The 24,719-nt window shown below is 50.8% G+C and carries 23 protein-coding genes; 21 read left to right on the plus strand and 2 right to left on the minus strand.

All coding sequences use genetic code 11. The features are described from left to right. Positions 1-124: 124 nt before the first annotated feature. Entirely contained in the window at positions 125-796 is a 672-nt protein-coding gene (locus HMPREF0494_RS06250; RefSeq protein ID WP_007124116.1) for an SDR family NAD(P)-dependent oxidoreductase, read from the minus strand. Positions 797-1,283: 487 nt separating this feature from the next. On the opposite strand from HMPREF0494_RS06250, the gene HMPREF0494_RS06255 reads away from it, so the two are divergent. The 6 genes from HMPREF0494_RS06255 (at position 1,284) to HMPREF0494_RS06280 (ending at position 13,721) form a co-directional block, all read left to right on the plus strand. Next, a complete protein-coding gene (locus HMPREF0494_RS06255) occupies positions 1,284-1,751 on the plus strand; it encodes a CtsR family transcriptional regulator (protein ID WP_040458861.1) in 468 nt (155 codons plus the stop codon). Between the two features lie 15 nt (positions 1,752-1,766). Beyond that, on the plus strand, positions 1,767-4,250 hold the full coding sequence (locus tag HMPREF0494_RS06260; RefSeq protein ID WP_007124119.1) for an ATP-dependent Clp protease ATP-binding subunit: 2,484 nt from the start codon (positions 1,767-1,769) through the stop codon (positions 4,248-4,250). 131 nt (positions 4,251-4,381) lie between these two features. Beyond that, on the plus strand, positions 4,382-4,978 hold the full coding sequence (locus HMPREF0494_RS06265; protein ID WP_007124120.1) for a TetR/AcrR family transcriptional regulator: 597 nt from the start codon (positions 4,382-4,384) through the stop codon (positions 4,976-4,978). A 219-nt stretch (positions 4,979-5,197) separates the two neighbouring features. Next, positions 5,198-8,791 (plus strand): DNA-directed RNA polymerase subunit beta, encoded by a 3,594-nt coding sequence (gene rpoB, locus HMPREF0494_RS06270; RefSeq protein ID WP_007124121.1) that lies wholly within the window; start codon positions 5,198-5,200, stop codon positions 8,789-8,791. Between the two features lie 55 nt (positions 8,792-8,846). After that, entirely contained in the window at positions 8,847-12,482 is a 3,636-nt protein-coding gene (gene rpoC / locus HMPREF0494_RS06275; protein ID WP_040458862.1) for a DNA-directed RNA polymerase subunit beta', read from the plus strand. Between the two features lie 57 nt (positions 12,483-12,539). Further along, the gene (locus HMPREF0494_RS06280) at positions 12,540-13,721 is read left to right on the plus strand and encodes a hypothetical protein (RefSeq protein ID WP_007124123.1); all 1,182 of its coding nucleotides are present in this window, start codon (positions 12,540-12,542) and stop codon (positions 13,719-13,721) included. 44 nt (positions 13,722-13,765) lie between these two features. Here HMPREF0494_RS06280 and HMPREF0494_RS06285 read toward each other — a convergent pair whose 3' ends face one another. Then, entirely contained in the window at positions 13,766-14,449 is a 684-nt protein-coding gene (locus HMPREF0494_RS06285; protein WP_007124124.1) for a prepilin peptidase, read from the minus strand. Positions 14,450-14,687: 238 nt separating this feature from the next. Here HMPREF0494_RS06285 and rpsL point away from each other — a divergent pair, with 238 nt between their 5' ends. The 15 genes from rpsL (at position 14,688) to rpsQ (ending at position 24,700) form a co-directional block, all read left to right on the plus strand. Beyond that, the gene (gene rpsL, locus HMPREF0494_RS06290; RefSeq protein ID WP_003711584.1) at positions 14,688-15,104 is read left to right on the plus strand and encodes a 30S ribosomal protein S12; all 417 of its coding nucleotides are present in this window, start codon (positions 14,688-14,690) and stop codon (positions 15,102-15,104) included. A gap of 19 nt (positions 15,105-15,123) precedes the next feature. Next, positions 15,124-15,594, plus strand: coding sequence for a 30S ribosomal protein S7 (gene rpsG, locus HMPREF0494_RS06295; protein ID WP_003711602.1), 471 nt, complete (start codon positions 15,124-15,126; stop codon positions 15,592-15,594). 137 nt (positions 15,595-15,731) lie between these two features. Next, positions 15,732-17,816, plus strand: a complete 2,085-nt coding sequence (fusA, locus tag HMPREF0494_RS06300) for an elongation factor G (protein ID WP_007124126.1) — start codon at positions 15,732-15,734, stop codon at positions 17,814-17,816. A gap of 148 nt (positions 17,817-17,964) precedes the next feature. Then, positions 17,965-19,290, plus strand: a complete 1,326-nt coding sequence (locus HMPREF0494_RS06305) for a uracil-xanthine permease family protein (protein ID WP_007124127.1) — start codon at positions 17,965-17,967, stop codon at positions 19,288-19,290. A 296-nt stretch (positions 19,291-19,586) separates the two neighbouring features. Continuing rightward, on the plus strand, positions 19,587-19,895 hold the full coding sequence (rpsJ, locus tag HMPREF0494_RS06310; protein ID WP_007124128.1) for a 30S ribosomal protein S10: 309 nt from the start codon (positions 19,587-19,589) through the stop codon (positions 19,893-19,895). 46 nt (positions 19,896-19,941) lie between these two features. Next, on the plus strand, positions 19,942-20,604 hold the full coding sequence (gene rplC, locus HMPREF0494_RS06315; RefSeq protein WP_007124129.1) for a 50S ribosomal protein L3: 663 nt from the start codon (positions 19,942-19,944) through the stop codon (positions 20,602-20,604). A gap of 21 nt (positions 20,605-20,625) precedes the next feature. Next, a complete protein-coding gene (gene rplD, locus HMPREF0494_RS06320) occupies positions 20,626-21,249 on the plus strand; it encodes a 50S ribosomal protein L4 (RefSeq protein ID WP_007124130.1) in 624 nt (207 codons plus the stop codon). Further along, positions 21,249-21,545: a 50S ribosomal protein L23 gene (gene rplW, locus HMPREF0494_RS06325; protein ID WP_007124131.1), complete on the plus strand. Its 297-nt coding sequence runs from the start codon at positions 21,249-21,251 to the stop codon at positions 21,543-21,545. The genes rplD and rplW overlap by 1 nt, the downstream gene beginning before the upstream one ends. Positions 21,546-21,570: 25 nt before the next feature. Continuing rightward, positions 21,571-22,416, plus strand: coding sequence for a 50S ribosomal protein L2 (gene rplB / locus HMPREF0494_RS06330; protein WP_040458863.1), 846 nt, complete (start codon positions 21,571-21,573; stop codon positions 22,414-22,416). A 36-nt stretch (positions 22,417-22,452) separates the two neighbouring features. After that, positions 22,453-22,731: a 30S ribosomal protein S19 gene (gene rpsS, locus HMPREF0494_RS06335; protein ID WP_003714506.1), complete on the plus strand. Its 279-nt coding sequence runs from the start codon at positions 22,453-22,455 to the stop codon at positions 22,729-22,731. An 18-nt stretch (positions 22,732-22,749) separates the two neighbouring features. Further along, positions 22,750-23,097: a 50S ribosomal protein L22 gene (rplV, locus tag HMPREF0494_RS06340; RefSeq protein WP_003714490.1), complete on the plus strand. Its 348-nt coding sequence runs from the start codon at positions 22,750-22,752 to the stop codon at positions 23,095-23,097. Between the two features lie 12 nt (positions 23,098-23,109). Continuing rightward, the gene (gene rpsC / locus HMPREF0494_RS06345) at positions 23,110-23,775 is read left to right on the plus strand and encodes a 30S ribosomal protein S3 (protein ID WP_007124133.1); all 666 of its coding nucleotides are present in this window, start codon (positions 23,110-23,112) and stop codon (positions 23,773-23,775) included. 3 nt (positions 23,776-23,778) lie between these two features. Further along, positions 23,779-24,213, plus strand: coding sequence for a 50S ribosomal protein L16 (rplP, locus tag HMPREF0494_RS06350; RefSeq protein WP_007124134.1), 435 nt, complete (start codon positions 23,779-23,781; stop codon positions 24,211-24,213). After that, positions 24,203-24,409 (plus strand): 50S ribosomal protein L29, encoded by a 207-nt coding sequence (gene rpmC, locus HMPREF0494_RS06355; protein ID WP_003714473.1) that lies wholly within the window; start codon positions 24,203-24,205, stop codon positions 24,407-24,409. Before rplP ends, rpmC begins: the two co-directional genes overlap by 11 nt. A 24-nt stretch (positions 24,410-24,433) precedes the next feature. Then, positions 24,434-24,700, plus strand: coding sequence for a 30S ribosomal protein S17 (rpsQ, locus tag HMPREF0494_RS06360; protein WP_003714501.1), 267 nt, complete (start codon positions 24,434-24,436; stop codon positions 24,698-24,700). Positions 24,701-24,719 lie beyond the last annotated feature (19 nt).

The following is a 24,719-nucleotide window of genomic DNA, read 5'->3' on the forward strand; positions in this document are numbered from 1 at the left end:
ATAATAAATAAACACCCGGAATCGATCAAAGTCGGTGCCGGGTGTTTATTTATTTAGGCGGCTTGCTGTTCCAATAGCAGTTTCCGAAATCGCAAGCGCCGCTTTTCAGGCCTTGTTTAGCCGGCTAACCACGGGCTGATTGTCCACCGTCGATGACAAGCTCGGCACCATTAATGAACCGTGCCTCGTCCGACGCCAGGAAAAGGACCGCGTAGCCAACATCTTCAGGGTTCCCAAGGTAGCCTAATGGAATTGCGCCAATCAGGTTATCGAGCTTTTCTTTGCTTAGCGTAAATTGCTGCATCATTGGGGTGACAATCCAGCCGGGGAGAACAGTGTTAACCCGGATGTTGAATTTGCCCAGTTCCCGTGCTGCCCCCTTGGTAAAGGAACGACTGGCGCCCTTAGGTGCTGTGTACGGGGAAGCACCGGCAATTCCCTGCACGCTTGCCAGGGACGAGGTGTTGACAATTGAACCCTGCCCATTCTTCTTCATGTAGGGGACGACGGCTTTGACACCGATAAAGTGTGCGAGCGCGTTGATGTCCATAAAATGGTGCCAATCATCAACGGTGGAATCCATCAAACTGCTGGTCGTGTCTGTAACCCCGATTCCAGCATTGTTGACTAAAATATCCAACTTGCCGAATTTCTCAATAGCGACACTCACTACTTTTTGCCAGTCGCTTTCCTTAGTAACATCATGGATAACGGGGTGGATCCGGTCGCCAAACTGTTCGGCCAACTTTCGTGCTTGTTTTTTCAACAAGTCAAATTGAATGTCAGTGGCAATCACCTGGGCGCCTTCCTGAAGAAAGAGCCGCGCTTCTGCTGCTCCCTGTCCGCTTGCGGCCCCCGGTGATAATTGCTACTTTATCTTTTAATCGATTAGTCATGTGATAACCCCTCTTTGGTTAGTAAACTATAAAGTCAATCTAATCAGACTTGCTGGAGCAATTCAAATAATTTTGCGGAAGGTAAGCGGCAGTTCACTATTCTCGCGATATACCAATATTTGATGGGGGAGGCCCCTCCTAATAAGCTTGATCCGGTCTGCAAGGGGCTTGCCGACATTTATCACCTGAATGATGTAATGAAGAAATTGCTAATCCGAATTTTGGCTGGGCACGGAACACGGTTATTAAAGCTTATATGACGTTTTTATCATATTGAGCTGGCCTTGCCATAGCCTGAATTTAAACCGGGATTCTTTTGCTGGGCACTTACCAGCAAATTATGCTAAAATAATGGTCAGTATTAGTCAGAACAAGGGGGGGTAAATGATGGAGAATAAGAGTATTTCGGATCTGATTGAAGCTTACTTGAAAGAAATTCTGGGTGACTCTGCCCAGATTGAAATTCGCCGTTCTGAGATTGCAAACCATTTTGACGTGGTTCCGTCCCAGATTAACTACGTCATCAAGACCCGGTTTACCATCCAGAATGGCTACCTGGTTAAGAGCAAGCGCGGTGGCGGCGGGTATATCCGCATTGAGCGTGTTAATTTACTTGATAACATTGACGTGTTAAACTCGTTAATCCAAACAATTGGCGATTCAATTCGGGAACGTGATGCTTTTGCCATCGTACAGACGCTCTACGATGAAAAAGTCATCACACAACGGGAAGGAGATTTGATGCTGGTTGCCCTTGCCAAGCAGACACTTGACGTTGGCAATACCGACGTTGAAGCTCGGCTAAGGGCCCGCGTGCTGATTTCGCTGCTGAATCGATTACGGTATGAAAGTTAGAAGGGATGATTGCTAATGGATAACATGTTTACTCCTAGTGCTAAGCATGTCTTGATGATTGCCCATGAACAAGCTAAATACTTTAAACACCAAGCGGTCGGGACCGAACACCTCCTGCTCGCGCTGGCAATGGACAAGGATGGGATCGCCAATAAGATCTTTGAGCAGTTTTCAATCACCAGTGACGATATTCGGGAAGAAATTGAGCGCTTGATTGGCTACGGGACGCTTGACCAACTTGGCCCCGCCGACTACCTGCCATACTCGCCGAAAGCTAAGCAGGTCTTAGCGCTGGCCGGCCAGGAAGCCCAGCAGATGCACTCCCTGAAAGTCGGGACGGAGCACCTGCTGCTGGCCCTGATTGCTGACGAAAGCGTTCTGTCTTCACGGATTTTGTTTAGCTTGGACGTTTTGCCACGCCAGGTCCGCAAAGTGACCCTGCGGCGGCTTGGGGTGGCGGAGAGTCAGCTCCGGCGGCAGGCTAATCGGCAGGAGAGCAGCCGCAAGAGCGGAACACCGACCCTTGATAAACTTGCCCGGGACCTGACCAAGCTTGCCCGTGACAAGCAGCTGGATCCGGTGGTCGGCCGGGACGCCGAAATTCGGCGGACCATCCAGATTCTCAGCCGGCGGACCAAGAATAACCCGGTGCTGATTGGTGAACCGGGGGTTGGTAAGACCGCCATCGCCGAGGGCCTGGCTCAAAAGATGGTGGCCGGGACGGTTCCCGGCGAGCTGGCTAATAAACGGCTGATGGTCCTTGATATGGGTTCGCTAGTCGCGGGCACCAAGTACCGGGGCGAGTTTGAAAACCGCCTCAAGAAAGTAATTGAAGAAATTCAAGCAGACGGGCACGTTATTCTCTTTATTGACGAGCTGCATACGCTGATTGGGGCTGGTGGAGCCGAGGGCGCGATTGACGCTTCCAACATTTTGAAGCCCGCCTTGGCCCGCGGGGAATTACAGACGATTGGGGCGACGACCCTCGACGAGTACCAAAAGTACATTGAATCGGACGCGGCCCTGGAACGGCGGTTTGCGACGGTCCAGGTGGCTGAGCCGACACCTGAGGAGAGCCTGGCAATCTTGAAGGGCCTGCGGCCACGGTACGAAGCCCACCACCACGCCAAGATCACTGATGAGGCGTTGGAACAGGCAGTAAAACTCTCTGACCGCTACATCTCTGACCGCTTCTTGCCAGACAAGGCCATTGACCTGATGGACGAGGCCGCGGCGATGGTACGGATCAATGCCGAAGAAAAGAAGACCCGGAAGCCGTCACTGGATGAGCAGATTGACGAGCTGCAGTCCGCCAAGGAAGCAGCGATTGAGGAACAGGACTTTGACAAGGCTGCTGACCTGCGGGAACAAGAGTTGTCCTTGCGGGCCAAGCAGGAACGGCAGGCTGACCGGGTTAGCGAACGGGCTGCCGAGCAGCACTACCGCCTCCGGGTGACCGGCGAGGACGTTGCCAAGATTGTTGCCGAGTGGACGGGTGTTCCGCTGACCCAGCTGAAGCGGAGCGAAAGCGACCGGCTGATCAACCTGGAGAAGGTTCTCCACCGGCGGGTCATCGGTCAAAACGAAGCGGTCGACGCGGTTGCCAAGGCAATTCGGCGGGCCCGGAGCGGTCTAAAGAACCCGAACCGGCCGATCGGTTCCTTCATGTTCCTGGGGCCAACTGGGGTCGGGAAAACCGAGCTGGCTAAGGCCCTGGCCGAAGCAATGTTTGGTTCGGAAGACAACATGATCCGGATTGACATGTCCGAGTACATGGAGAAGTTCAGCACTAGCCGGCTGATCGGGGCAGCACCTGGTTACGTCGGTTACGATGAAGGTGGCCAGCTGACGGAGAAGGTCCGGCAGCACCCGTACTCCGTAGTTCTGCTGGATGAAGCGGAGAAGGCCCACCCCGACGTCTTCAACCTCCTGCTCCAGGTTCTCGACGACGGCTACCTCACCGATTCCAAGGGCCGCCGGGTGGACTTCCGGAATACGATTATTATTATGACTTCTAACCTGGGGGCGACCCAGCTGCAGGATGAAAAGGAAGTCGGCTTTGGGGCCCGTGACGTGAGCCAGGACTACAACGCAATGGCGGGAGCAATTCGGCAGCAGCTGAAGCTGCATTTCCGGCCCGAATTTTTGAACCGGATTGATGAAACAATCATCTTCCACTCATTGAATAAGCAGGAACTGCACCAGATTGTGAAACTGATGACCAACGAGCTTCGTGAGCGGGTTGCAGAGCAGGGGATCAGCTTGAAGGTTACGCCAGCAGCGATTGATCTCATTGCGGCGGCCGGTTACGACCCGGAATACGGGGCACGGCCATTGCGGCGGGCAATTCAGGACAAGGTTGAAGACCGCTTGAGCACCGCCCTGATTGACCACGAAATTAATCCGGGCGATACCGTGACCGTCGGTGCCCACCACGGTGAAATTACGGTCAAGGTCAAAACACCAGCCGCCAAGGAGCTGGCTAAAGTTAACCATTAAGGCCAAAAACAATAGCGCTAAATTCGCGAATGAAAACGAATTTAGCGCTATTGTTACGGGCGCAATAGTTGTTTTGCGCTAAATAATAGTCCTATAATAGAGATTAGCCAATTTGAGGAGGAAGTTAGTTAATGAAACGAGCAGAACAATTAGAAAAAACTCGTCAGGCGATTGTTAAGACGGCGACGAAACTATTCTTGCAAAACGGGTTTGGTGAAACTTCAACCCGGGACATCGCCAAGCAGATTGGAATTACCCAGCCAGCCTTATACCACCACTTTAGTGATAAGGAAGTCCTATACCTGGACGTGATGAACAAATTATCTGGGAAAATCCGGCAAGAGATCAATAAGGTGATGCGCAAACACGACTTGGCGCCAGAAGAACAGCTGCTGGAGATCGTCAAGGTCCTCAAGAAGCACCACCCGCTGAGTATTTATGATCAATACCGTCAGGCGATGCTCCTCCTTTCAAAGAGTTCGCAGCAGAAGCTAAACATTATTTTTACCATGGATTACTTGGAACCAATCAGCGACTTCTTTAAGCAGCCATCCGTTAACCTGCGTCCGGACCTGTTGCCGAAGGAAGCGGCAGAACTATTTTTGGCCAGCCTGTCACCGCTCTTTGGGACCTACCAGCTGATTGGCGGGCACTCGATTTCTGATGACGACCGGGACCGGCTGATTCTTAACTGCATCATTAACGGCCTGGCTAAGCGAGAAAATTAAAACTTAATTATTGACATTCATGATTGACATTACTATACTAATATAGTATGTAATTGTGAGTTCATTTGAGCCTGGTGATCTATTGTCCATCAGGTTCTGCAATAAAACCAAAGACAGTCCCAATACTGTTTTTGGATTTTTTTTGCCCAAAATGTCGCTTTTGGTTCAATTGTAATCAAAATGTAACATTTAAATGAACCCACCCAACAAATTAGAGAGGTGAACAGTTTGGCCGGACATTTAGTAAAATACGGTAAGCACCGTACCCGTCGTAGCTACTCCCGAATTAAAGAAGTTCTCGAGTTGCCAAACCTGATTGAAATCCAGACCGATTCTTACAATTGGTTTATGGACAAAGGTTTGCGGGAAATGTTTGATGATATTATGCCGATTGACGATTTCCAAGGAAAGCTCTCTTTGGAATTTGTGGACTATCAACTTTTAGAACCGAAGTACACTGTTGATGAAGCACGTGAACATGATGCGAACTACTCAGCACCACTCCATGTAACCTTGCGGCTGACCAACCACGAAACTGGTGAGATCAAGTCCCAAGACGTGTTCTTCGGTGACTTCCCACTGATGACTGACCAGGGGACCTTCATTATTAACGGTGCCGAGCGGGTAATTGTTTCCCAATTAGTCCGTTCACCAGGCGTCTACTACAATGAAGAAGCCGATAAGAATGGTCGGCCAAGCTATGGTGCTACCTTTATTCCTAACCGTGGTGCCTGGCTGGAATACGAAACTGACGCTAAGAACATCTCCTACGTCCGAATTGACCGGACCCGGAAGCTGCCAATGACCGAATTGGTTCGGGCACTGGGCTTTGGTTCCGATGACGAGATCATTGATATGTTCGGTGGCGACAGTGAAACCCTGTCGCTGACCCTGGATAAGGATGTTCACAAGAACGCCGAAGACTCCCGGGTTGAAGAAGCCTTAAAGGATATTTACGAACGGCTGCGTCCAGGCGAACCGAAGACTGCGGACTCTGCACGAAACCTGCTGACGGCGCGGTTCTTTGATCCAAAGCGTTACGACATGGCGCCGGTGGGTCGTTACAAGACCAACAAGAAGCTGATGCTCAAGTACCGGCTGCTTGGCCAGACCCTGGCGGAAACGTTGGCCGACCCCGACACCGGTGAAGTTCTGGCACAAAAGGGCGACACGGTGACTAAGGAAGTCCTTAAGCAGCTGGAACCATACCTGGACCGGGACGACTTCAAGATGGTTACCTACACGCCGTCTGACGAAGCGGTAGTCACGGAACCAGTGAAGCTGCAAAAGATCCTGGTTTACTCCAAGAATGACCCAGACCGGGTTGTGCCGATCATTGGCAATGGCCACATTCCGTTGGAATACAAGCACATCGAACCGGCTGATATTCTTGCTTCCCTGAACTACTTCTTCAACTTGCAAGAAGGCATCGGCAACACCGACGACATCGACCACTTGGGGAACCGGCGGATTCGTTCCGTGGGTGAACTGCTGCAAAACCAATTCCGGATTGGGCTTGCCCGGATGGAACGGGTCGTTCGTGAACGGATGTCCATCCAGGACCCCGACACGGTAACGCCGCAACAGCTGATTAACATTCGGCCGGTGGTTGCGTCGATCAAGGAATTCTTTGGTTCTTCCCAGCTGTCCCAGTTCATGGACCAGACCAACCCGCTGGGTGAATTGACCCACAAGCGGCGGCTCTCTGCCCTTGGTCCTGGTGGTTTGACCCGTGACCGGGCTGGTTACGAAGTTCGTGACGTGCACTATACCCACTATGGCCGGATGTGCCCGATCGAAACGCCTGAAGGTCCAAACATCGGTCTGATCAACAGTCTTTCCTCCTACGCTCGTGTTAACAAGTATGGCTTTATCGAAACGCCATACCGTCGTGTATCCTGGAAGGACCACAAGGTTACCGACAAGATCGATTACCTGACGGCCGACGAAGAAGATAACTTCATCATTGCCCAGGCCAACTCACCGTTGAATGACGATGGCTCCTTTGTTGATGATGAGGTTATGGCTCGTGACAAGGATGACTACATTGAAACCAGTGTTGAAAACGTCGACTACATGGACGTTTCGCCAAAACAAGTTGTTTCCGTTGCTTCCGCATGTATTCCATTCCTTGAAAACGATGACTCTAACCGTGCGCTGATGGGTGCCAATATGCAGCGGCAAGCTGTTCCGTTGATCAACCCACACGCACCACTGGTAAGTACCGGTATTGACTACAAAGCAGCTCACGACTCTGGGGTGGCCCTGATTGCTAAGAAGCCTGGTACCGTTGAATACGTTGACGCACGTGAAGTTCGGGTTCGCGAAGAAGACGGTTCATTAGACACCTACAAGCTGATGAAGTTCCGTCGTTCCAACGGTGGTAAGAACTACAACCAGCGGCCAATCGTCAAGGTCGGCGAACACGTAGATGCCGATGACGTTCTTGCTGATGGTCCATCGATGGAAGAAGGGGAATTGGCATTAGGGCAAAACCCGCTGATTGCCTTCATGACTTGGCAGGGTTACAACTTCGAAGATGCCATCGCCATCAACGAACGGCTGGTTAAGGACGACGTTTACACGTCCATCCACATCGAATCTTACGAGTCAGAAGCTCGTGAGACGAAGCTGGGACCAGAAGAAATGACCCGCGAAATTCCAAACGTCGGCGATGACGCATTAAAGGACCTCGACGAAGACGGGATTGTCCGTGTCGGTGCCGAGGTTCACGATGGCGACATCCTGGTTGGTAAGGTTACGCCAAAGGGGATGACCGAACTGTCCGCCGAGGAACGGCTCTTGCACGCCATCTTTGGTGAAAAGTCCCGTGAAGTCCGTGACACCTCGCTCCGTGTTCCTCACGGTGGCGGCGGGATCGTCCAGGACGTTAAGATCTTCACCCGGGAAAACGGTGATGAATTATCACCAGGTGTGAACACCATGGTCCGGGTCTACATCGCCCAAAAGCGGAAGATCCAGGTCGGTGACAAGATGTCTGGTCGTCACGGTAACAAGGGGACGGTTTCAATCGTAATCCCTGAAGAAGATATGCCGTACATGCCAGACGGGACGCCGATCGACATCATGCTGAGCCCGATGGGTGTGCCAAGTCGTATGAACATTGGTCAGCTGCTGGAATTGCACCTGGGGATGGCTGCCAAGCGCCTCGGGATCCATATGGCAACGCCAGTCTTTGATGGGGCAACCGATAAGGACGTTTGGGATGCTGTCCGCGAAGCTGGTTTCCCAGAAGATGGGAAGACGATCCTCTACGATGGTCGAACTGGTGAACCATTTGAAAACCGGATTGCCGTTGGTTCGATGCACTACCTGAAGCTGGCCCACATGGTCGATGATAAGATTCACGCTCGGTCCACTGGTCCTTACTCACTGGTTACTCAGCAACCACTTGGTGGGAAGGCCCAGTTCGGTGGTCAGCGGTTCGGTGAAATGGAAGTTTGGGCACTTGAAGCGTACGGTGCCGCCTACACCCTTCAAGAAATCCTGACTTACAAGTCAGACGATACCGTTGGTCGGGTCCGGACTTACGATGCCATCATCAATGGTGAATCAATTCCGAAGCCGGGGGTTCCAGAATCATTCCGGGTGCTGGTTAAGGAATTACAAGCACTGGGCTTGGACATGAAGGTCCTCGATGGCAACCACAAGGAAGTTCAATTGAAGAACATGGATGAAGATGACGCCGAAGTAGTTAGTGTTGACGCGCTCGCCAAGTACGCTGAGCAGCACAGTGCGGACGGTAAGGATAAGGCCGCTTCGTCATCTTCCACCGAAGATAATGCTAAGTAGGATTTAAGATATAGTTCTTCACTCATGTACTTAAGAAATAAGGAGGAACAATCCTTTGATTGATGTCAATAAATTTGAAAGCATGCAGATCGGTCTGGCTTCTCCAGATAAGATCCGTAGCTGGTCGTACGGTGAAGTAAAAAAGCCGGAAACCATCAACTACCGGACGCTGAAGCCGGAAAAGCAGGGTCTGTTTGATGAGCGGATCTTTGGCCCAACTAAGGACTACGAGTGTGCTTGTGGTAAGTACAAGCGGGTTCGCTACAAGGGACGGGTTTGTGACCGTTGTGGTGTCGAAGTCACCAGTGCCAAAGTTCGTCGTGAACGGATGGGCCACATCGAATTGGCCGCTCCGGTATCCCACATCTGGTACTTCAAGGGGATCCCAAGTCGGATGGGCTTGGTTCTCGACATGAGTCCCCGTTCCCTGGAAGAAGTCATCTACTTTGCTTCCTACGTTGTGCTGGATCCGGGCGACACGCCGCTGGAAAAGAAGCAGCTCCTGTCCGAAGCAGAATACCGGGACAAGAAGGCTGAATTCGGTGACCGCTTCACTGCAGAAATGGGTGCGGCAGCCATCAAGAAGCTTTTAGCAGACGTTGACCTGCAAAAGGAAGCCGCAGAATTAAAGGAAGAATTGAAGGAAGCAACTGGACAAAAGCGGACGCGGGCAATCCGTCGTCTGGACATTTTGGAAGCCTTCCTCAAGTCTGGCAACAAGCCGGAATGGATGGTCATGGACGTTATCCCAGTAATGCCGCCTGACCTGCGGCCAATGGTTCAGCTTGAAGGTGGCCGGTTCGCTACCTCCGACCTGAACGACTTGTACCGGCGGGTAATTAACCGGAACAACCGGTTGAAGCGGCTGCTGAAGCTGCAAGCGCCAGGAATCATCGTGCAAAACGAAAAGCGGATGCTGCAGGAAGCCGTCGACGCGCTGATTGATAACGGTCGGCGGGGTCGTCCGGTGGCTGGTCCTGGTAACCGGCCGCTGAAGTCCCTTTCCCACCTGCTCAAGGGTAAGCAGGGGCGGTTCCGGCAAAACCTGCTGGGGAAGCGGGTTGACTACTCCGGCCGTTCCGTTATTGATGTTGGTCCATCTTTGAAGATGAACCAAATGGGACTGCCAGTGCCAATGGCCTTAGAACTGTTCAAGCCATTCATCATGCATGAACTGGTTAAGCGGGGGCTTTCAGCCAACGTGAAGGCTGCGAAGCGCAAGATTGACCGTCGGGACGACGATGTCTTTGATGTCTTAGAAGATGTCATCAAGGAGCACCCGGTATTGCTAAACCGGGCCCCGACCCTGCACCGGTTAGGGATTCAAGCCTTTGAGCCAATCCTGGTTTCCGGGAAGTCAATGCGGCTGCACCCGCTGGTATGTACCGCCTACAACGCCGACTTCGATGGTGACCAGATGGCCATCCACGTGCCGCTCTCTGATGAGGCCCAAGCTGAAGCCCGGCTGTTAATGCTGGCTGCCCACCATATTTTGAGTCCGCGTGACGGTGAACCAATCGTTTCGCCATCCCAGGATATGGTTATCGGGAACTACTACATGACGACCGAAGATAAGGGCCGTGAAGGCGAAGGGATGATCTTCAACGACACCGACGAAGCCGAAATGGCCTACCGGAACGGGTATGTTTCCCTGCAAACCCGGGTTGGGGTCTTAACGTCATCATTCCCGGACAAGCCATTCACCGATGAGCAGCGTAAGAAGGTTATGGTAACCTCCGTTGGTAAGCTCCTCTTCAACCGGATTATGCCAAAGGACTTCGCCTACATCAACGAACCGACGGACGCTAATATTCATGAAGGGGTTGACGACCGGTTCTTCCTTGAACCAGGCCAAGACATCCATGAGTACTTAGAAAACGCCCCACTGGTTCCGCCGTTCAAGAAGGGCTTCTTGTCAGACTTGATTGCGGAAGTCTACAAGCAGTACAAGGTTACTAAGACCTCCCAGTTCCTGGACCGGATTAAGGACTTGGGTTACTACGAATCCACGATTTCTGGTTTGACGACCGCGATGTCTGATATTCACGACTTGCCAGAAAAGCCGGAAATTATCCAGAAGGCCCGGAAGCAGGTTGCCCTGATCAGCAAGCAGTTCCGCCGCGGTTTGATTACCGATGACGAACGGTACGAACGGGTAATCGGTGCTTGGAATGACGCTAAGGATGAGGTTCAAGACAAGCTGATTGAGCACATGGACATCCATAACCCAATTAACATGATGTCCGACTCCGGTGCCCGGGGGAACATTTCCAACTTTACCCAGCTGGCCGGAATGCGTGGCTTGATGGCTTCACCAAACGGTAAGATCATGGAATTGCCGGTCCTGTCTAACTTCTACGAAGGACTGTCCGTGCTGGAAATGTTCCTGTCCTCCCACGGTGCTCGTAAGGGGATGACCGATACCGCCCTGAAGACTGCCAACTCTGGTTACCTGACCCGGCGGCTGGTTGACGTTGCCCAGGACGTGGTTGTTCGTGAAAAGGACTGCGGCACCGACCGTGGCCTGGAAGTAACGGCGATCACCAACGGGAACGAAATGATTGAACCGCTGTACGACCGGATTATGGGCCGTTACACGATGAAGTCCGTCTTTGACCCGCAAACTGGTGAAAAGATTGTCGGCAAGAACGTCTTGATTGACGAAGCCATGGCTCAAAAGATCGTTGATGCCGGGGTAAAGAAGGTGACGATCCGCTCCGCCTTCACTTGCAACACTGAACACGGTGTTTGCGAACGCTGCTACGGCCGGAACGCCGCTACTGGTGACCGGGTAGAAGCCGGTGAAGCTGTTGGGACCGTCGCTGCCCAATCCATCGGGGAACCAGGGACCCAGCTGACCCTGCGGAACTTCCACACTGGTGGGGTTGCCGGTAACGAAGATATCACCCAGGGGCTTCCGCGTGTGCAGGAAATTGTTGAAGCACGGAACCCGAAGGGACGTGCTACCATCACTGAAGTAACCGGTGAAGTGGTTTCGATCGAAGAAAACCCGGCGGAACGGACCAAGGACGTTACCGTCAAGGGTGAAACCGATACGCGGACTTACACCCTGCCGATCACGGCCCGGATGCGGGTTGCGGAAGGCGACTTCATCCACCGTGGAACGGCCTTGAATGAAGGGTCAATCGATCCAAAGGAATTGATCCAGGTTCGCGACGTTCTGTCTACCGAGACCTACCTGCTGGCCCAGGTTCAGGGTGTTTACCGGATGCAGGGGATTGACCTGCTGGATAAGCACGTTGAAATCATGATTCGGCAGATGATGCGGAAAGTCCGGGTCATGGACCCAGGTGATACTGACCTTCTGCCAGGTGAATTGATGGACATCAGCCAGTTCCGTGACGCTAACAAGCCGACCCTGTATGCTGGTGGTATTCCAGCCACGGCCCGGCCGGTTATCCTCGGGATCACCAAGGCTGCCCTTGAAACTAACAGTTTCTTGTCTGCCGCCTCCTTCCAGGAAACGACCCGGGTACTGACCGATGCCGCCATCCGGGGCAAGAACGACCCATTAGTTGGGTTAAAGGAAAATGTTATTATCGGTAAGATCATTCCAGCTGGTACTGGGATGGGGACTTACCGGAACATTAAGCCAAAGGAAGTTAGTGTTGCTGCTTACTCCATCAAGGATCTCGAAGCCAAGATGAAGGAAGAAGACAAGCAGAACTAAATTGAGTAAAAAAGGCTGGGCTAGTTCCCGGCTTTTTTTGTAGAAAGAAGGGAAACCGTGGCTACTAAATATAAAATCGAGATTCCGACCGACGCATTACGGGAAACGGCAATTCGTCCGGGAGAAAAGCTAGCCCTCAGTGTTGAACATAAGCAGCTTAGCATCCGGCCAACCAGCGTTAACGAACAACTGCCGCAAATTAGCATCTGGCTGTATACAGTTCCGGCGTTCTTGATGATGATTATCTTTTTCGTCTATACCAAGAGCCAGGGCGTCCACCAGATTGCCTTGAACGGGCAGGGCTATTCGATCGGTGACGCCGCGACCCTGCTGGGAACGATTAGCGGGATTGTGACCTTCGTCATCACGGCGATTTGGACTAAGCTGCATAAAAGCGGCCCGACGAAGGAGCTGTATTGGCGAAACCTGCCAACGATTGTGGTGGCCGCCGGACTGATTCTGGTCTTTTCGTTTTCAGCAGCGTTCTGGCTGTTGGAGCGAATGTTCATGGATGCCAGTTTTGACATCTATACCTCATCGGTGATGGTGTTCATGATACTGGCGGTGGTCAACTACGTGATGATCAACCTGGCGATGACGTTAACCCCGGCGGTGATTACCAACCTGCTGACGATCATGATTATTGGTGGGATGGCCTTTGCTATGCTGACCAATTCCAGCCGGGATTGGTGGCGGCATAACTTTAGTTTCTTGGGAACGGCGCAGAATTCCGCGAATTTCCAGTTTAACATCACCTTGATCTTCTCGGGCTTGTTGATGCTGACCCTGGTGGACTACCTGTTTGTTAACCTGCAGCGGCGTTTTCATGGCAAGCAGCTGCTAATCTTGCGCTGGCTGCTGTACGGCCTGTCCGCCTGCATCGCCTCGATTGGCCTTTTCCCCAATAATCCCCAGTACCACATCCTCCATGACCGGATTTCAATGTGGCTGGTGTACATCATCCTGATTTTAATTGCGGCGATCAAGTGGCTGCTGCCGGGGATCACGCGGCAGTTCCTGGTGCTGTCGTACACGGTCGGCGCCCTGATGGGAATCGAGTATATTGTTTTCAAGCTGACCAACTATCTGTCGCTGACGGCCTTTGAGCTGCTGGAGTTTGGCTTAGCCTTTTCCTGGCTGCTCCTACTTTTGCAAAATGTCGAAAACTTATCGCGCTTCGGGCATAACCTCTTTATCGTCAAAGTAACGAAAGAGGATGCGGCCCCGGCGGAGAAATAATTGATGTGGCTCTACCATTTGGTGTTTCAGATGGCAGGGCCTTTTTATATTGGCGGCATAAATACAAGAAGCACGCCAGTGGCGAGGGCGAGTTCCGGGATGAAGGGCGCGGGACCGTGGCGTGGCCGGCCGCTGGCAAAATTAACCACGAGGGCAAGCAGGCAGGCGGCAAGCAGGACCAAGGCGGTTGGGTACCAGCCGAGGGTCAAGAGGAGGACGGTGAGGAATTCCAGGTCGCCCCAACCGAGCGAATGAAGGACCGTAAAAGACAACAGGAGACTGAACAGCAGGGCTGCTGGCCAGGATACCTTGGGCCCTGGCGGTGTGAACAGCAGCCCTAGGGGGAAGAGCCCCGCGAGGGCAACCGGATAGATAAACTGGTAGAAGTGGTCGGTGCTGGCGAGGAAAACCAGCGTGGTCAGGACCAGCAAAATTCCGGCAGAATCAAGCGACAGGGACTGGCAGAGCGCTAATGCGGCGCCGCCCGTCAGGAGTTCGCTGAGGGGATAAAAGATTGACAAGCGGGCATGACAATAGTGGCAGCGGCCGCCCTGGATTAGGTAGCCGCAGACTGGAATCAGCTGCCAGGGGGCAAGCTGGCGACGGCAGTGATCACAGTAGGAGCGTCCCGGTGACCAGGGCCGTTGCCCGTTCCCCAGGCGCACGGCCGCCAGCCCGGCAAACGAGGCTAGGATCGTGCCGAGAAGGAAGAAGTAGAGTTTCAGCATGGATAAAACCTCCTAATAGATATAAACGGAAAAAGGCAAAATAACGCTTAGTGTTCGTTGACATTCTTTTAGGGGCGTGATACTCTATTTAAGGTGCTTTTTTAGCAACGAGTGTCTGTCGTTGGGCAGACGAATGCGTCAACGAAGGCACAACAATCTAATATCGTCCAGCAATTTTTTTATTCTGTAAAAAGAACCGCCTGGATGTGTGGACTTAAATTAAGGAAGGGGAAAAATTATGCCAACCATTAACCAATTGGTACGTAAGGGCCGCAAGAGCCACAAGGGCAAGTCAAAGTCACCAGCTCTTGGTTATGTTTACAACACTTTCAAGAAAGAAGAAGTTAAGACGCCATCTCCACAAAAGCGTGGGGTTGCTACCCGTGTCGGTACGATGACGCCGAAGAAGCCTAACTCAGCTTTGCGGAAGTACGCTCGTGTACGTCTGTCCAACCTGATCGAAGTTACTGCTTACATCCCAGGGATCGGTCACAACCTCCAAGAACACTCAGTTGTCTTAATTCGTGGTGGTCGTGTTAAGGACTTGCCAGGGGTTCGTTACCACGTTATCCGTGGTACGCTCGATACTGCTGGTGTTGAAGGCCGGATGCAATCACGGTCTAAGTACGGTACTAAGAAGCCTAAGAAGAAGTAATTAAAGGAGGAGTTCAGTAATGCCACGTAAAGGACATGTACAAAAGCGTGAAATCTTACCAGATCCAATGTACAACTCAAAGCTGGTTACGAGCTTGATTGACCACTTGATGATCGACGGTAAGCGCGGAACTGCTACGAAGATTTTGTACGCAGCTTTTGATCAGATTAAGGAAGAAACTGGTAACGACCCAGTTGAAGTATTCCAAGAAGCAATGGACAACGTTATGCCTGTGCTGGAAGTTAAGGCCCGGCGGGTTGGTGGTTCCAACTACCAAGTGCCGATCGAAGTTCGTCCAGACCGGCGGACCACGTTAGGCCTTCGCTGGATTGTTCAATACGCACGTTTGCGTGGGGAACACACGATGGTAGAACGGCTGGCTCGTGAAATCATCGATGCTTCTAACAACACAGGTGCTTCAGTTAAGAAGCGTGAAGATACGCACCGGATGGCAGAAGCCAACCGTGCCTTCGCACACTACCGCTGGTAATCACTGTCAATTGAAGCCAGTTGCTTAACTGGTTTCGATAAAGGGGTGACGTAGCTTTGCATAAAGACCGTCATCCCTTTTTCTGAAAATGACGATTAACTTTATAACCATATTTTGGAAGGAGATACACTCTTAAAATGGCTAATAAACGTGAATACCCACTCGCTAAGACTCGTAACATTGGTATCATGGCCCACATCGATGCCGGTAAGACGACTGCTACTGAGCGGATTCTTTACTACACTGGTAAGATTCACAAGATTGGTGAAACCCACGATGGTGCTTCCCAAATGGACTGGATGGACGAAGAAAAGGAACGTGGTATCACGATCACTTCCGCCGCTACGACCGCCGTTTGGAAGGACTACCGGATCAACATCATCGATACCCCAGGCCACGTGGACTTCACTGTCGAAGTTGAACGTGCGCTCCGGGTGCTTGATGGTGCCGTAACTGTTCTGGATGCCCAGGCCGGGGTTGAACCGCAGACTGAAACTGTTTGGCGTCAGGCTGACCAGTTCAACGTTCCGCGGATCGTCTTTGCCAACAAGATGGACAAGGTTGGGGCGAACTTTGACTACTCCGTTCAAACGATCAAGGACCGCCTGAACGTTACTCCACTGCCAATCCAACTGCCAATCGGTGCCGAAGATTCCTTCGCCGGGGTCGTTGACCTGGTAAAGATGGTTGCTTACGTTTACGACGAAGATAAGCTGGGGACTGACTGGGATACTGTTGATATTCCAGACGACCTTAAGGATGAAGCACAGAAGCGTCACGATGCCATGATCGAAACACTGGCCGACATTGATGACAACATCATGGAAAAGTACCTTGAAGGTGACGAGATTTCCGTTGATGAAATCAAGGCTGCTATCCGTAAGGGTACTTTGGAACAACAACTCTTCCCTGTATTAGCTGGTTCAGCTTACAAGGATAAGGGTATCCAGATGATGCTGGACGCCGTTATCGACTACCTGCCATCACCACTGGACGTTAAGCCATTCGTTGCCCACGATGCTGATGGGAACGAAGTTGAACTGACTGCCGGTGACGACAAGCCATTCGCTGCTTTGGCCTTCAAGATTGCTACCGACCCATTTGTTGGTCGTCTGACTTTCCTGCGGGTTTACACTGGTTCATTGCAATCCGGTTCTTACGTGCTGAACGCTACCAAGGACAAGCGTGAACGGATTGGTCGGTTGCTGCAAATGCACTCTAACCAACAACACGAAATTCCAGAAGTATTCTCTGGTGATATCGCCGCTGCTATCGGTCTGAAGAACACCACTACTGGTGACTCCCTGACTGATCCAGACCACCCACTGCAACTTGAATCCATGGACTTCCCAGAACCAGTTATCCAGGTATCTGTTGAACCAAAGTCCAAGGCTGACCAAGACAAGATGGACAAGGGTCTGCAAAAGCTGGCTGAAGAAGATCCAACCTTCAAGGCTGAAACTAACCCTGAAACTGGTGAAACTCTGATTGCCGGGATGGGTGAATTGCACCTGGACATCATTGTTGAACGTCTCCGTCGTGAATTCCACGCCGAAGTTACTGTTGGTAAGCCACAAGTTTCCTACCGTGAAGCATTTACTAAGCCAGCAAGTGCCCAAGGTAAGTTCGTTCGTCAGTCTGGTGGTAAGGGTCAATACGGTGATGTATGGATCGAATTTACGCCGCTGGAAGAAGGTAAGGGCTTCGAATTTGAAGACGCAATCGTCGGTGGGGTTGTTCCGCGTGAATTTATCCCAGCTGTTGAACAAGGTTTGAAGGAAGCTATGCAAAACGGTGTTCTTGCCGGCTACCCACTGGTTGACATGCACGCTAAGCTCTACGATGGTAGTTACCACGAAGTCGACTCGAGTGAAGCGGCCTTCAAGGTTGCTGCATCCCTTGCTCTGAAGAATGCTGCGAAGAAGGCGGATCCAGTTATCCTTGAACCGATCATGAAGGTTGACATCGTTGTTCCTGAAGACAACATGGGTGACGTGATGGGTCAGGTTACTGCTCGTCGTGGTACCATTGACGGGATGGAAGAACGGGGGAACGCCCAACTGGTTCACTCCTTCGTTCCGCTGTCAGAAATGTTTGGTTACGCTACCGCCTTACGTTCTGCAACGCAGGGTCGTGGTACCTTCACGATGACTTTCGATCACTACTCAGCTGTGCCGAAGGCCATTCAAGAAGACATCATCAAGAAGAACGGTAACAACTAATTATTATTAGTACCAGAAAGCTGGTTGCTGATTTTCAGCAGCTGGCTTTTTTATGTTAAACAGTTTAACGAACAATTTTGACATTGAAAACTATTAAAGTTCGTGATAAATTATAAAGTATCGAGAATTGATGAGAGGTAATTAGGAAATGGAAGAAAAAGCACAGCTGTTAGTCGGTCCAGATGAAAAAATTTCGGCCACCGAAGCAACCTTGCTGGGGTTGCAGCACGTTTTAGCGATGGACGTCTACGTTCCGCCAATTATCCTGGCCGGGATGCTGGCAATGGGGGCCGCAGATTCGACCGGCCTCTTGCAGGCGACCTTCTTAGCTGCTGGAATCGGGACGATCTTGCAAACGGCCCTCTTTATGAAGATGCCGGTATCACAGGGACCGTCCTTCGTGCCGCTGAGTGCTGCGGCCGGAGTCGTAATGGCCAGCGGCGGCCTTAAAGGTGCCGGGATGGCGACGCTCCTGGGGGCCCTGGTGGTTGGGGCAGTGCTCCTGATTCTGCTGGGTCTTAGTGGGGTCTTCCAAAAGGTTATCAATTACCTGGTCCCGGCGGTGGTCGGGGGAACCATTATCACCTGCGTGGGGTTGTCACTGATCCCCTCCGCGCTGAATGACAATATCTTTGAGGCCAGCGGCAGCATTTATCAGAACATGGAATTGGCGGCGGTAACCGCGTTAGCCCTGCTAGTCTGTGTGGGCATCAGTATTCGCTTTCCCCGGGTCCAAAAATTATTTAAGGCGGGGTCGATCGTGATTGCCCTGCTGGTTGGAACCGCATTGAGTGCCAGCATGGGCCGCTTTGACTGGCACTCTGTTGCGACCGCACCCTGGTTTAGCCTGCCCCAACGTACGATTCTCCACTGGGGAATCCACTTCGACGCCACGGCGATCTTTACCTTTATCGTGATTTACGCGATTTTAACGACTGAAACGACGGGGACCTGGTTTGCCATGGGCGCCGTCACCAACCACACGATTACTAAGAAACAGTGGAACCGCGGGATTGTTGGCGAGGGGCTCAGCTGCCTGATCGCCGCCTTTACCGGGACCACTCCAGTGACCGGGTATTCTACGAACGCCGGGATCATTTCGATTACCGGGGTTGCTAGTAAGCGGGCCTTTATCTCCGCTGGCTGCTGGTTCATCGTCCTCGGCTTCTTCACTAAGCTATCAGCATTCTTGGCTGCAATTCCGGCACCAGTCATCGGGGGCGTCTTTGCGATTATCACCGTCACCATCATGCTGAACGGGTTAAACGTTATCCGAAAGCTGCAAACGGGTGAGAGTGATATTTACGTCATTGGCTTGCCAATCATTCTGACGATTGCCCTGGTGCTTTTGCCCAAGCACGTTTTGAATGCTGCACCGACCATGCTACAATACTTGCTCGGGTCGCCGGTCGCAATTGCCGCCATTACTGCGATCATTCTAAATATTTTGATGCCCCGGCGGCAACATTTTTAAAATTAAAATTTGTGGGAGGAGAAATTGCTCCCACTTTTTTATGGCCTCGAAAAAACTTTACAAAAAGATTGCAAAGAAAATTAATTGATTTAAACACTTGATATGACGCGGATTCTTTAGTATTATGGATAGGTGCTTGAGCATTGGCGGGCAGTTTTGCCCTGCCCCCCATACCGGCTTGAGTTGCGAAGCGATGATGCGGAAGGTTGCGACACACCCGGCCGCTTTGCCACAGGATGTGGCGGTAATTTCCGCGGAGCTAGTCAAATTTTAAATCTGACGAAGGAGGGAACATAATGGCAAATCAAAAGATTCGGATTCGGTTAAAGGCTTATGAACACCGTATCCTCGACCAATCAGCAGACAAGATCGTGGATACCGCTAAGCGGACAGGTGCTCAAATTTCAGGTCCAATCCCGTTACCAACTGAACGGACACTCTACACGGTTATCCGTTCACCACACAAGTTTAAGAAGTCACGGGAACAATTTGAAATGCGGACGCACAAGCGTTTGATCGACATCATCGACCCAACACCAAAGACTGTTGATGCTTTGATGAAGCTCGACCTGCCAAGTGGTGTTGACATCGAAATCAAATTGTAATTATTTCTACTTATAATATTAAAACAATTAAATTGGAGGTGTACTCATGGCCAAAGGAATCTTAGGTAAAAAGGTTGGAATGACTCAAGTCTTCACCGACAACGGTGAATTAGTTCCAGTTACTGTTATCGACGTAACGCCGAACGTTGTTATGCAGGTTAAGACCGTTGAAAACGACGGTTACAACGCTGTTCAACTGGGCTTCGATGACAAGCGCGAAATCTTGAGCAACAAGCCTGAACAAGGTCATGCAGCAAAAGCAAATACGACCCCTAAGCGCTTCATCGGTGAAATCCGTGACGCTGAATTAGGGGACGACATCAAGGTGGGAGACGAAGTTAAGGCTGACGTCTTCGCTGAAGGTGAAACCGTCGACGTTACGGGTGTTACCAAGGGTCATGGTTACCAAGGTAACATTCACAAGGATAACCAATCACGTGGACCAATGGCTCACGGTTCTCGTTATCACCGTCGTCCAGGTTCTCTGGGTGCCATCATTAACCGTGTCTTCAAGGGCATGAAGCTCCCAGGCCGGATGGGTAACAAGACTGTTACGATGCAACACTTACAAGTTGTTAAGGTTGACTTGGATAACAACGTCTTGCTCATCAAGGGTAACGTTCCTGGCGCCAACAAGTCTTACGTTACGATTAAGAACTCTGTGAAGGCTAACACTAAGAAGAGCCTGAGCAAGCAACACAACAAATAATCAGAAAGGAGGAAGTTAATAATGACTAGCGTTAATTTGTACAAGCAAGATGGTAGCCAAAACGGCACGATCGAATTAAACGCCGCTGTGTTTGGTATCGAACCAAACCAAAACGCTGAATTTGATGCTATCCTGCGTCAACGTGCTTCTTTGCGCCAAGGTACTCACGCCGTTAAGAACCGTTCTGCGGTTAGCGGTGGTGGTAAGAAGCCATGGCGGCAAAAGGGTACTGGTCGTGCTCGTCAAGGTTCAATCCGGGCACCACAATTCCGTGGCGGTGGAATCGTCTTCGGACCTTCTCCGCGTTCATACAAGTACAACCTGCCACGCAAGGTTCGTCAACTTGCAATCAAGTCAGCACTTTCCCAAAAGGTTCTCGACAACGCATTAGTTGTGGTTGATGCATTGAACTTCGATGCACCAAAGACCAAGGAATTTGCTGGAGTAATGAACAACCTGAACGTTGCTGAAAAGGCCTTGGTCGTTGTTACTGAAGACGACAAGAACGCTGCATTATCAGCACGCAACCTGGCAAACGCAACCGTTGTTACTCCTGCCGGGGTTAACATCTTAAACGTTGCTGACGCCCAAAAGGTAATCATTACTAAGTCAGCTCTTTCTCAAGTAGAGGAGGTGCTCGCATAATGGAAGCACGCGATATTATTTTACGTCCAGTTGTTACCGAAGCCTCAATGGCCGGAATGGACGACAAGCGTTACACTTTTGATGTTGATTTACGGGCAACCAAGACTCAGGTCAAGAACGCTGTTGAAGAAATCTTCGGTGTCAAGGTTGTTAAGGTTAACATCATGAATGTTAAGGGCAAGAAGAAGCGTCAAGGTCGTTACGTCGGCTACACTAAGCGTCGTCGTAAGGCAATCGTTACTCTTTCTGCTGATTCAGATGAAATTAAGCTGTTCAACGATAACAGTGAAAACTAATCATTAAAAAAAGGAGGAAAACATAGTGGGAATTCGTAAGTACAAACCTACTACTAACGGTCGCCGGAACATGAACGGTTACGACTTCGCTGAAATCACGAAGACGACGCCTGAAAAGTCATTGTTGGCTCCATTAAAGCACACTGCCGGCCGGAACAGCTATGGTCACATCACTGTTCGTCACCGTGGTGGTGGTGTTAAGCGTCAATACCGGATCATTGACTTTAAGCGGATCAAGGATGATGTTCCTGCAACCGTTAAGGCGATCGAATACGATCCAAACCGGACTGCAAACATCGCCCTCCTAGGTTACGCTGATGGTACCAAGGCGTACATCATCGCTCCTAAGGGCTTGAAGGTTGGCATGACTGTTCAATCTGGTCCAGATGCAGATATCAAGGTTGGTAACGCTCTTCCATTGAAGAACATTCCAGTTGGTACTGTTATTCACAACATTGAATTAAAGCCAGGCAAGGGTGGCCAGCTTGCTCGTTCAGCGGGTGCTTCTGCTCAATTGCTTGGTAAGGATGAAAAGTACGTCCTGGTACGGCTTTCGTCTGGTGAAGTACGGATGGTGCTGGCGACCTGCCGGGCAACGATCGGTACTGTTGGTAACGACGAACACGCCCTCTTAATCAAGGGTAAGGCTGGTCGGACCCGTTACGCTGGTCAACGTCCACACGTTCGTGGTTCCGTTATGAACCCTAATGATCACCCGCATGGTGGTGGTGAAGGTAAGCAACCAGTTGGTTTACCATCTCCTCTGTCTCCATGGGGTAAGAAGACCGTTGGTAAGAAGACCCGTTCACACAAGGCTCGTTCAAACAAGTTCATTGTTCGTGGTCGGAAGCGCGGTCCGCACACTCGTTAATATATTACGTTTATTACCCGAGAGGAGGTACACTAAATGGGTCGTAGTTTGAAGAAGGGACCGTTCGCTGATGCTTCATTACTGAAGAAGGTTAAGGAGCAGGAAGGTTCTGAAAAGAAGACGGTCATCAAGACCTGGTCACGTCGTTCTACCATTTTCCCAAGCTTCATTGGTTACACATTTGCTGTTTATGATGGTCGGAAGCACGTACCAGTTTACGTACAAGAAGACATGGTAGGTCACAAGTTGGGCGAATTCGTACCAACTCGTACTTTCCACGGTCACGCAACTGATGACAAGAAGACAGGTAAGTAAAGGAGGGTGAATTAAGAGATGGCTGAAAACATCACTTCCGCTAAGGCAACTGCCAAGATGGTCCGGGTTCCTGCCCGCAAGGTTCGCCTTGTTCTAGACGCAATTCGCGGCAAGAGCGTTGCTGAAGCATTCGCTATTCTGAAGTTCACCAGCCGTGGTGCCGCTTCAGATGTTCAAAAAGTCTTAAATTCTGCTGTTGCAAACGCTGAAAACAACTTTGATTTAGATCGTGCTTCATTGGTTGTTAGCGAAGCCTACGCCAACGAAGGACCAACCTTAAAGCGGTTCCGTCCTCGTGCCAAAGGTTCTGCTTCACCAATCAACAAGCGGACTAGTCACATCACAGTGGTTGTTACAGAACGATAGGAGGAATAAATAGTGGGTCAAAAGATCAATCCTAATGGTTTTCGTGTCGGAGTCATTCGCGATTGGACTGCAAAGTGGTACGCCGATAAAGACTTTGCTAACTACCTGAACGAAGACCTTCGGATCCGTAAGTACATTGAAAAGCGACTTGCTGATGCCTCTGTATCAACCGTTGAAATTGAACGTGCCGCTAACCGCGTCAACGTTTCAATTCACACTGCCAAGCCAGGGATGGTCATTGGTAAGGGTGGTTCAGAAGTTGAAGCACTTCGTAAGGAATTAAACAAGTTAACTGGCAAGCGTGTCCACATCAACATTGTGGAAATCAAGAAGCCAGACTTGGATGCACACCTGGTTGGTGAAAGCATCGCCCGGCAGCTGGAAGCACGGATTGCTTTCCGTCGTGCAATGCGTGGTGCCATGCAACGGGCTATGCGTGCCGGTGCCAAGGGGATTAAGACGCAGGTCGCAGGTCGGCTGAACGGTGCTGATATGTCACGGGTTGAATCATACTCTGACGGGACCGTTCCATTGCACACTCTCCGTGCCGACATTGACTACTCTTGGGATGAAGCAAACACTACTTACGGTGTTCTGGGTGTTAAGACCTGGATCTACCGGGGTGAAGTTCTTCCTGCCAAGAAGAATGAAAATGATGATGAACAAGGAGGGAAGTAAAACATGCTAGTACCAAAGCGAGTAAAGCACCGTAAGGTTCAACGTGGTCACATGCGTGGCGAAGCTAAGGGTGGCAAGACCGTCAACTTTGGTGAATTTGGTTTGCAAGCACTTGATTCCCACTGGATCAGCAACCGGCAAATCGAAGCCGCTCGTATTGCGATGACTCGTTACATGAAGCGTGGTGGGAAGGTTTGGATTAAGATCTTCCCTCAACTTTCCTACACCAGTAAGGGTGTTGGTGTCCGGATGGGTAACGGTAAAGGTGCTCCTGAAGGATGGGTTGCTCCAGTTAAGCGCGGCAAGGTAATGTTTGAAGTAGGGGGCGTTTCTGAAGAAGTCGCTCGTGAAGCTTTACGTCTTGCCGGTCACAAGTTGCCAGTTCGCACTAAGATCGTACAACGTGAGGAAGTAGGTGGACAATCTAATGAAAAGTAAAGATTACGTACAAGAACTGAATGGATTAACCACTGACAAGCTACTTGACCGTGAAAAGGAATTGAAGGAACAATTGTTTAACTTGCGTTTCCAACTAGCTACTGGTCAATTGGAAAACACTGCAAGCCTTAAGAAAGTACGTAAGGATATTGCACGGGTTAAGACAGTTCTTCGTCAACAAGAATTAAACAAATAAGAATACGAAAAGGAGGATTAGCGCATGAGTGAAGAACGTAATGCACGCAAGGTTTACCAAGGCCGCGTTGTTTCTGACAAGATGGACAAGACCATCACTGTCGTAATCGACACTTACAAGAGTGCCCCAATTTACGGCAAGCGTGTTAAGTACTCAAAGAAGTTCTACGCACACGATGAAAACAACGAAGCAAAGACCGGCGACACTGTACAAATCATGGAAACTCGGCCACTGTCAGCGAAGAAGCGTTTCCGTCTTGTAAAAGTTGTCGAAAAGGCTGCTACCCTTTAATTAGCAGATAACTCTTAAA

Source organism: Limosilactobacillus antri DSM 16041 (genome assembly GCF_000160835.1).
In the GTDB taxonomy this organism is placed as follows: Bacteria; Bacillota; Bacilli; order Lactobacillales; family Lactobacillaceae; genus Limosilactobacillus; species Limosilactobacillus antri.

Bases quoted from the DNA above. Each gene is read 5' to 3' on its own strand.
- HMPREF0494_RS06255 (WP_040458861.1), top strand. From the start codon at position 1,284: ATGGAGAATAAGAGTATTTCGGATCTGATTGAAGCTTACTTGAAAGAA.
- HMPREF0494_RS06260 (WP_007124119.1), top strand. From the start codon at position 1,767: ATGGATAACATGTTTACTCCTAGTGCTAAGCATGTCTTGATGATTGCC.
- HMPREF0494_RS06265 (WP_007124120.1), top strand. From the start codon at position 4,382: ATGAAACGAGCAGAACAATTAGAAAAAACTCGTCAGGCGATTGTTAAG.
- HMPREF0494_RS06285 (WP_007124124.1), bottom strand. From the start codon at position 14,449: ATGCTGAAACTCTACTTCTTCCTTCTCGGCACGATCCTAGCCTCGTTT.
- rpsL (WP_003711584.1), top strand. From the start codon at position 14,688: ATGCCAACCATTAACCAATTGGTACGTAAGGGCCGCAAGAGCCACAAG.
- rpsG (WP_003711602.1), top strand. From the start codon at position 15,124: ATGCCACGTAAAGGACATGTACAAAAGCGTGAAATCTTACCAGATCCA.
- fusA (WP_007124126.1), top strand. From the start codon at position 15,732: ATGGCTAATAAACGTGAATACCCACTCGCTAAGACTCGTAACATTGGT.
- HMPREF0494_RS06305 (WP_007124127.1), top strand. From the start codon at position 17,965: ATGGAAGAAAAAGCACAGCTGTTAGTCGGTCCAGATGAAAAAATTTCG.
- rpsJ (WP_007124128.1), top strand. From the start codon at position 19,587: ATGGCAAATCAAAAGATTCGGATTCGGTTAAAGGCTTATGAACACCGT.
- rplC (WP_007124129.1), top strand. From the start codon at position 19,942: ATGGCCAAAGGAATCTTAGGTAAAAAGGTTGGAATGACTCAAGTCTTC.
- rplD (WP_007124130.1), top strand. From the start codon at position 20,626: ATGACTAGCGTTAATTTGTACAAGCAAGATGGTAGCCAAAACGGCACG.
- rplW (WP_007124131.1), top strand. From the start codon at position 21,249: ATGGAAGCACGCGATATTATTTTACGTCCAGTTGTTACCGAAGCCTCA.
- rpsS (WP_003714506.1), top strand. From the start codon at position 22,453: ATGGGTCGTAGTTTGAAGAAGGGACCGTTCGCTGATGCTTCATTACTG.
- rplV (WP_003714490.1), top strand. From the start codon at position 22,750: ATGGCTGAAAACATCACTTCCGCTAAGGCAACTGCCAAGATGGTCCGG.
- rplP (WP_007124134.1), top strand. From the start codon at position 23,779: ATGCTAGTACCAAAGCGAGTAAAGCACCGTAAGGTTCAACGTGGTCAC.
- rpmC (WP_003714473.1), top strand. From the start codon at position 24,203: ATGAAAAGTAAAGATTACGTACAAGAACTGAATGGATTAACCACTGAC.
- rpsQ (WP_003714501.1), top strand. From the start codon at position 24,434: ATGAGTGAAGAACGTAATGCACGCAAGGTTTACCAAGGCCGCGTTGTT.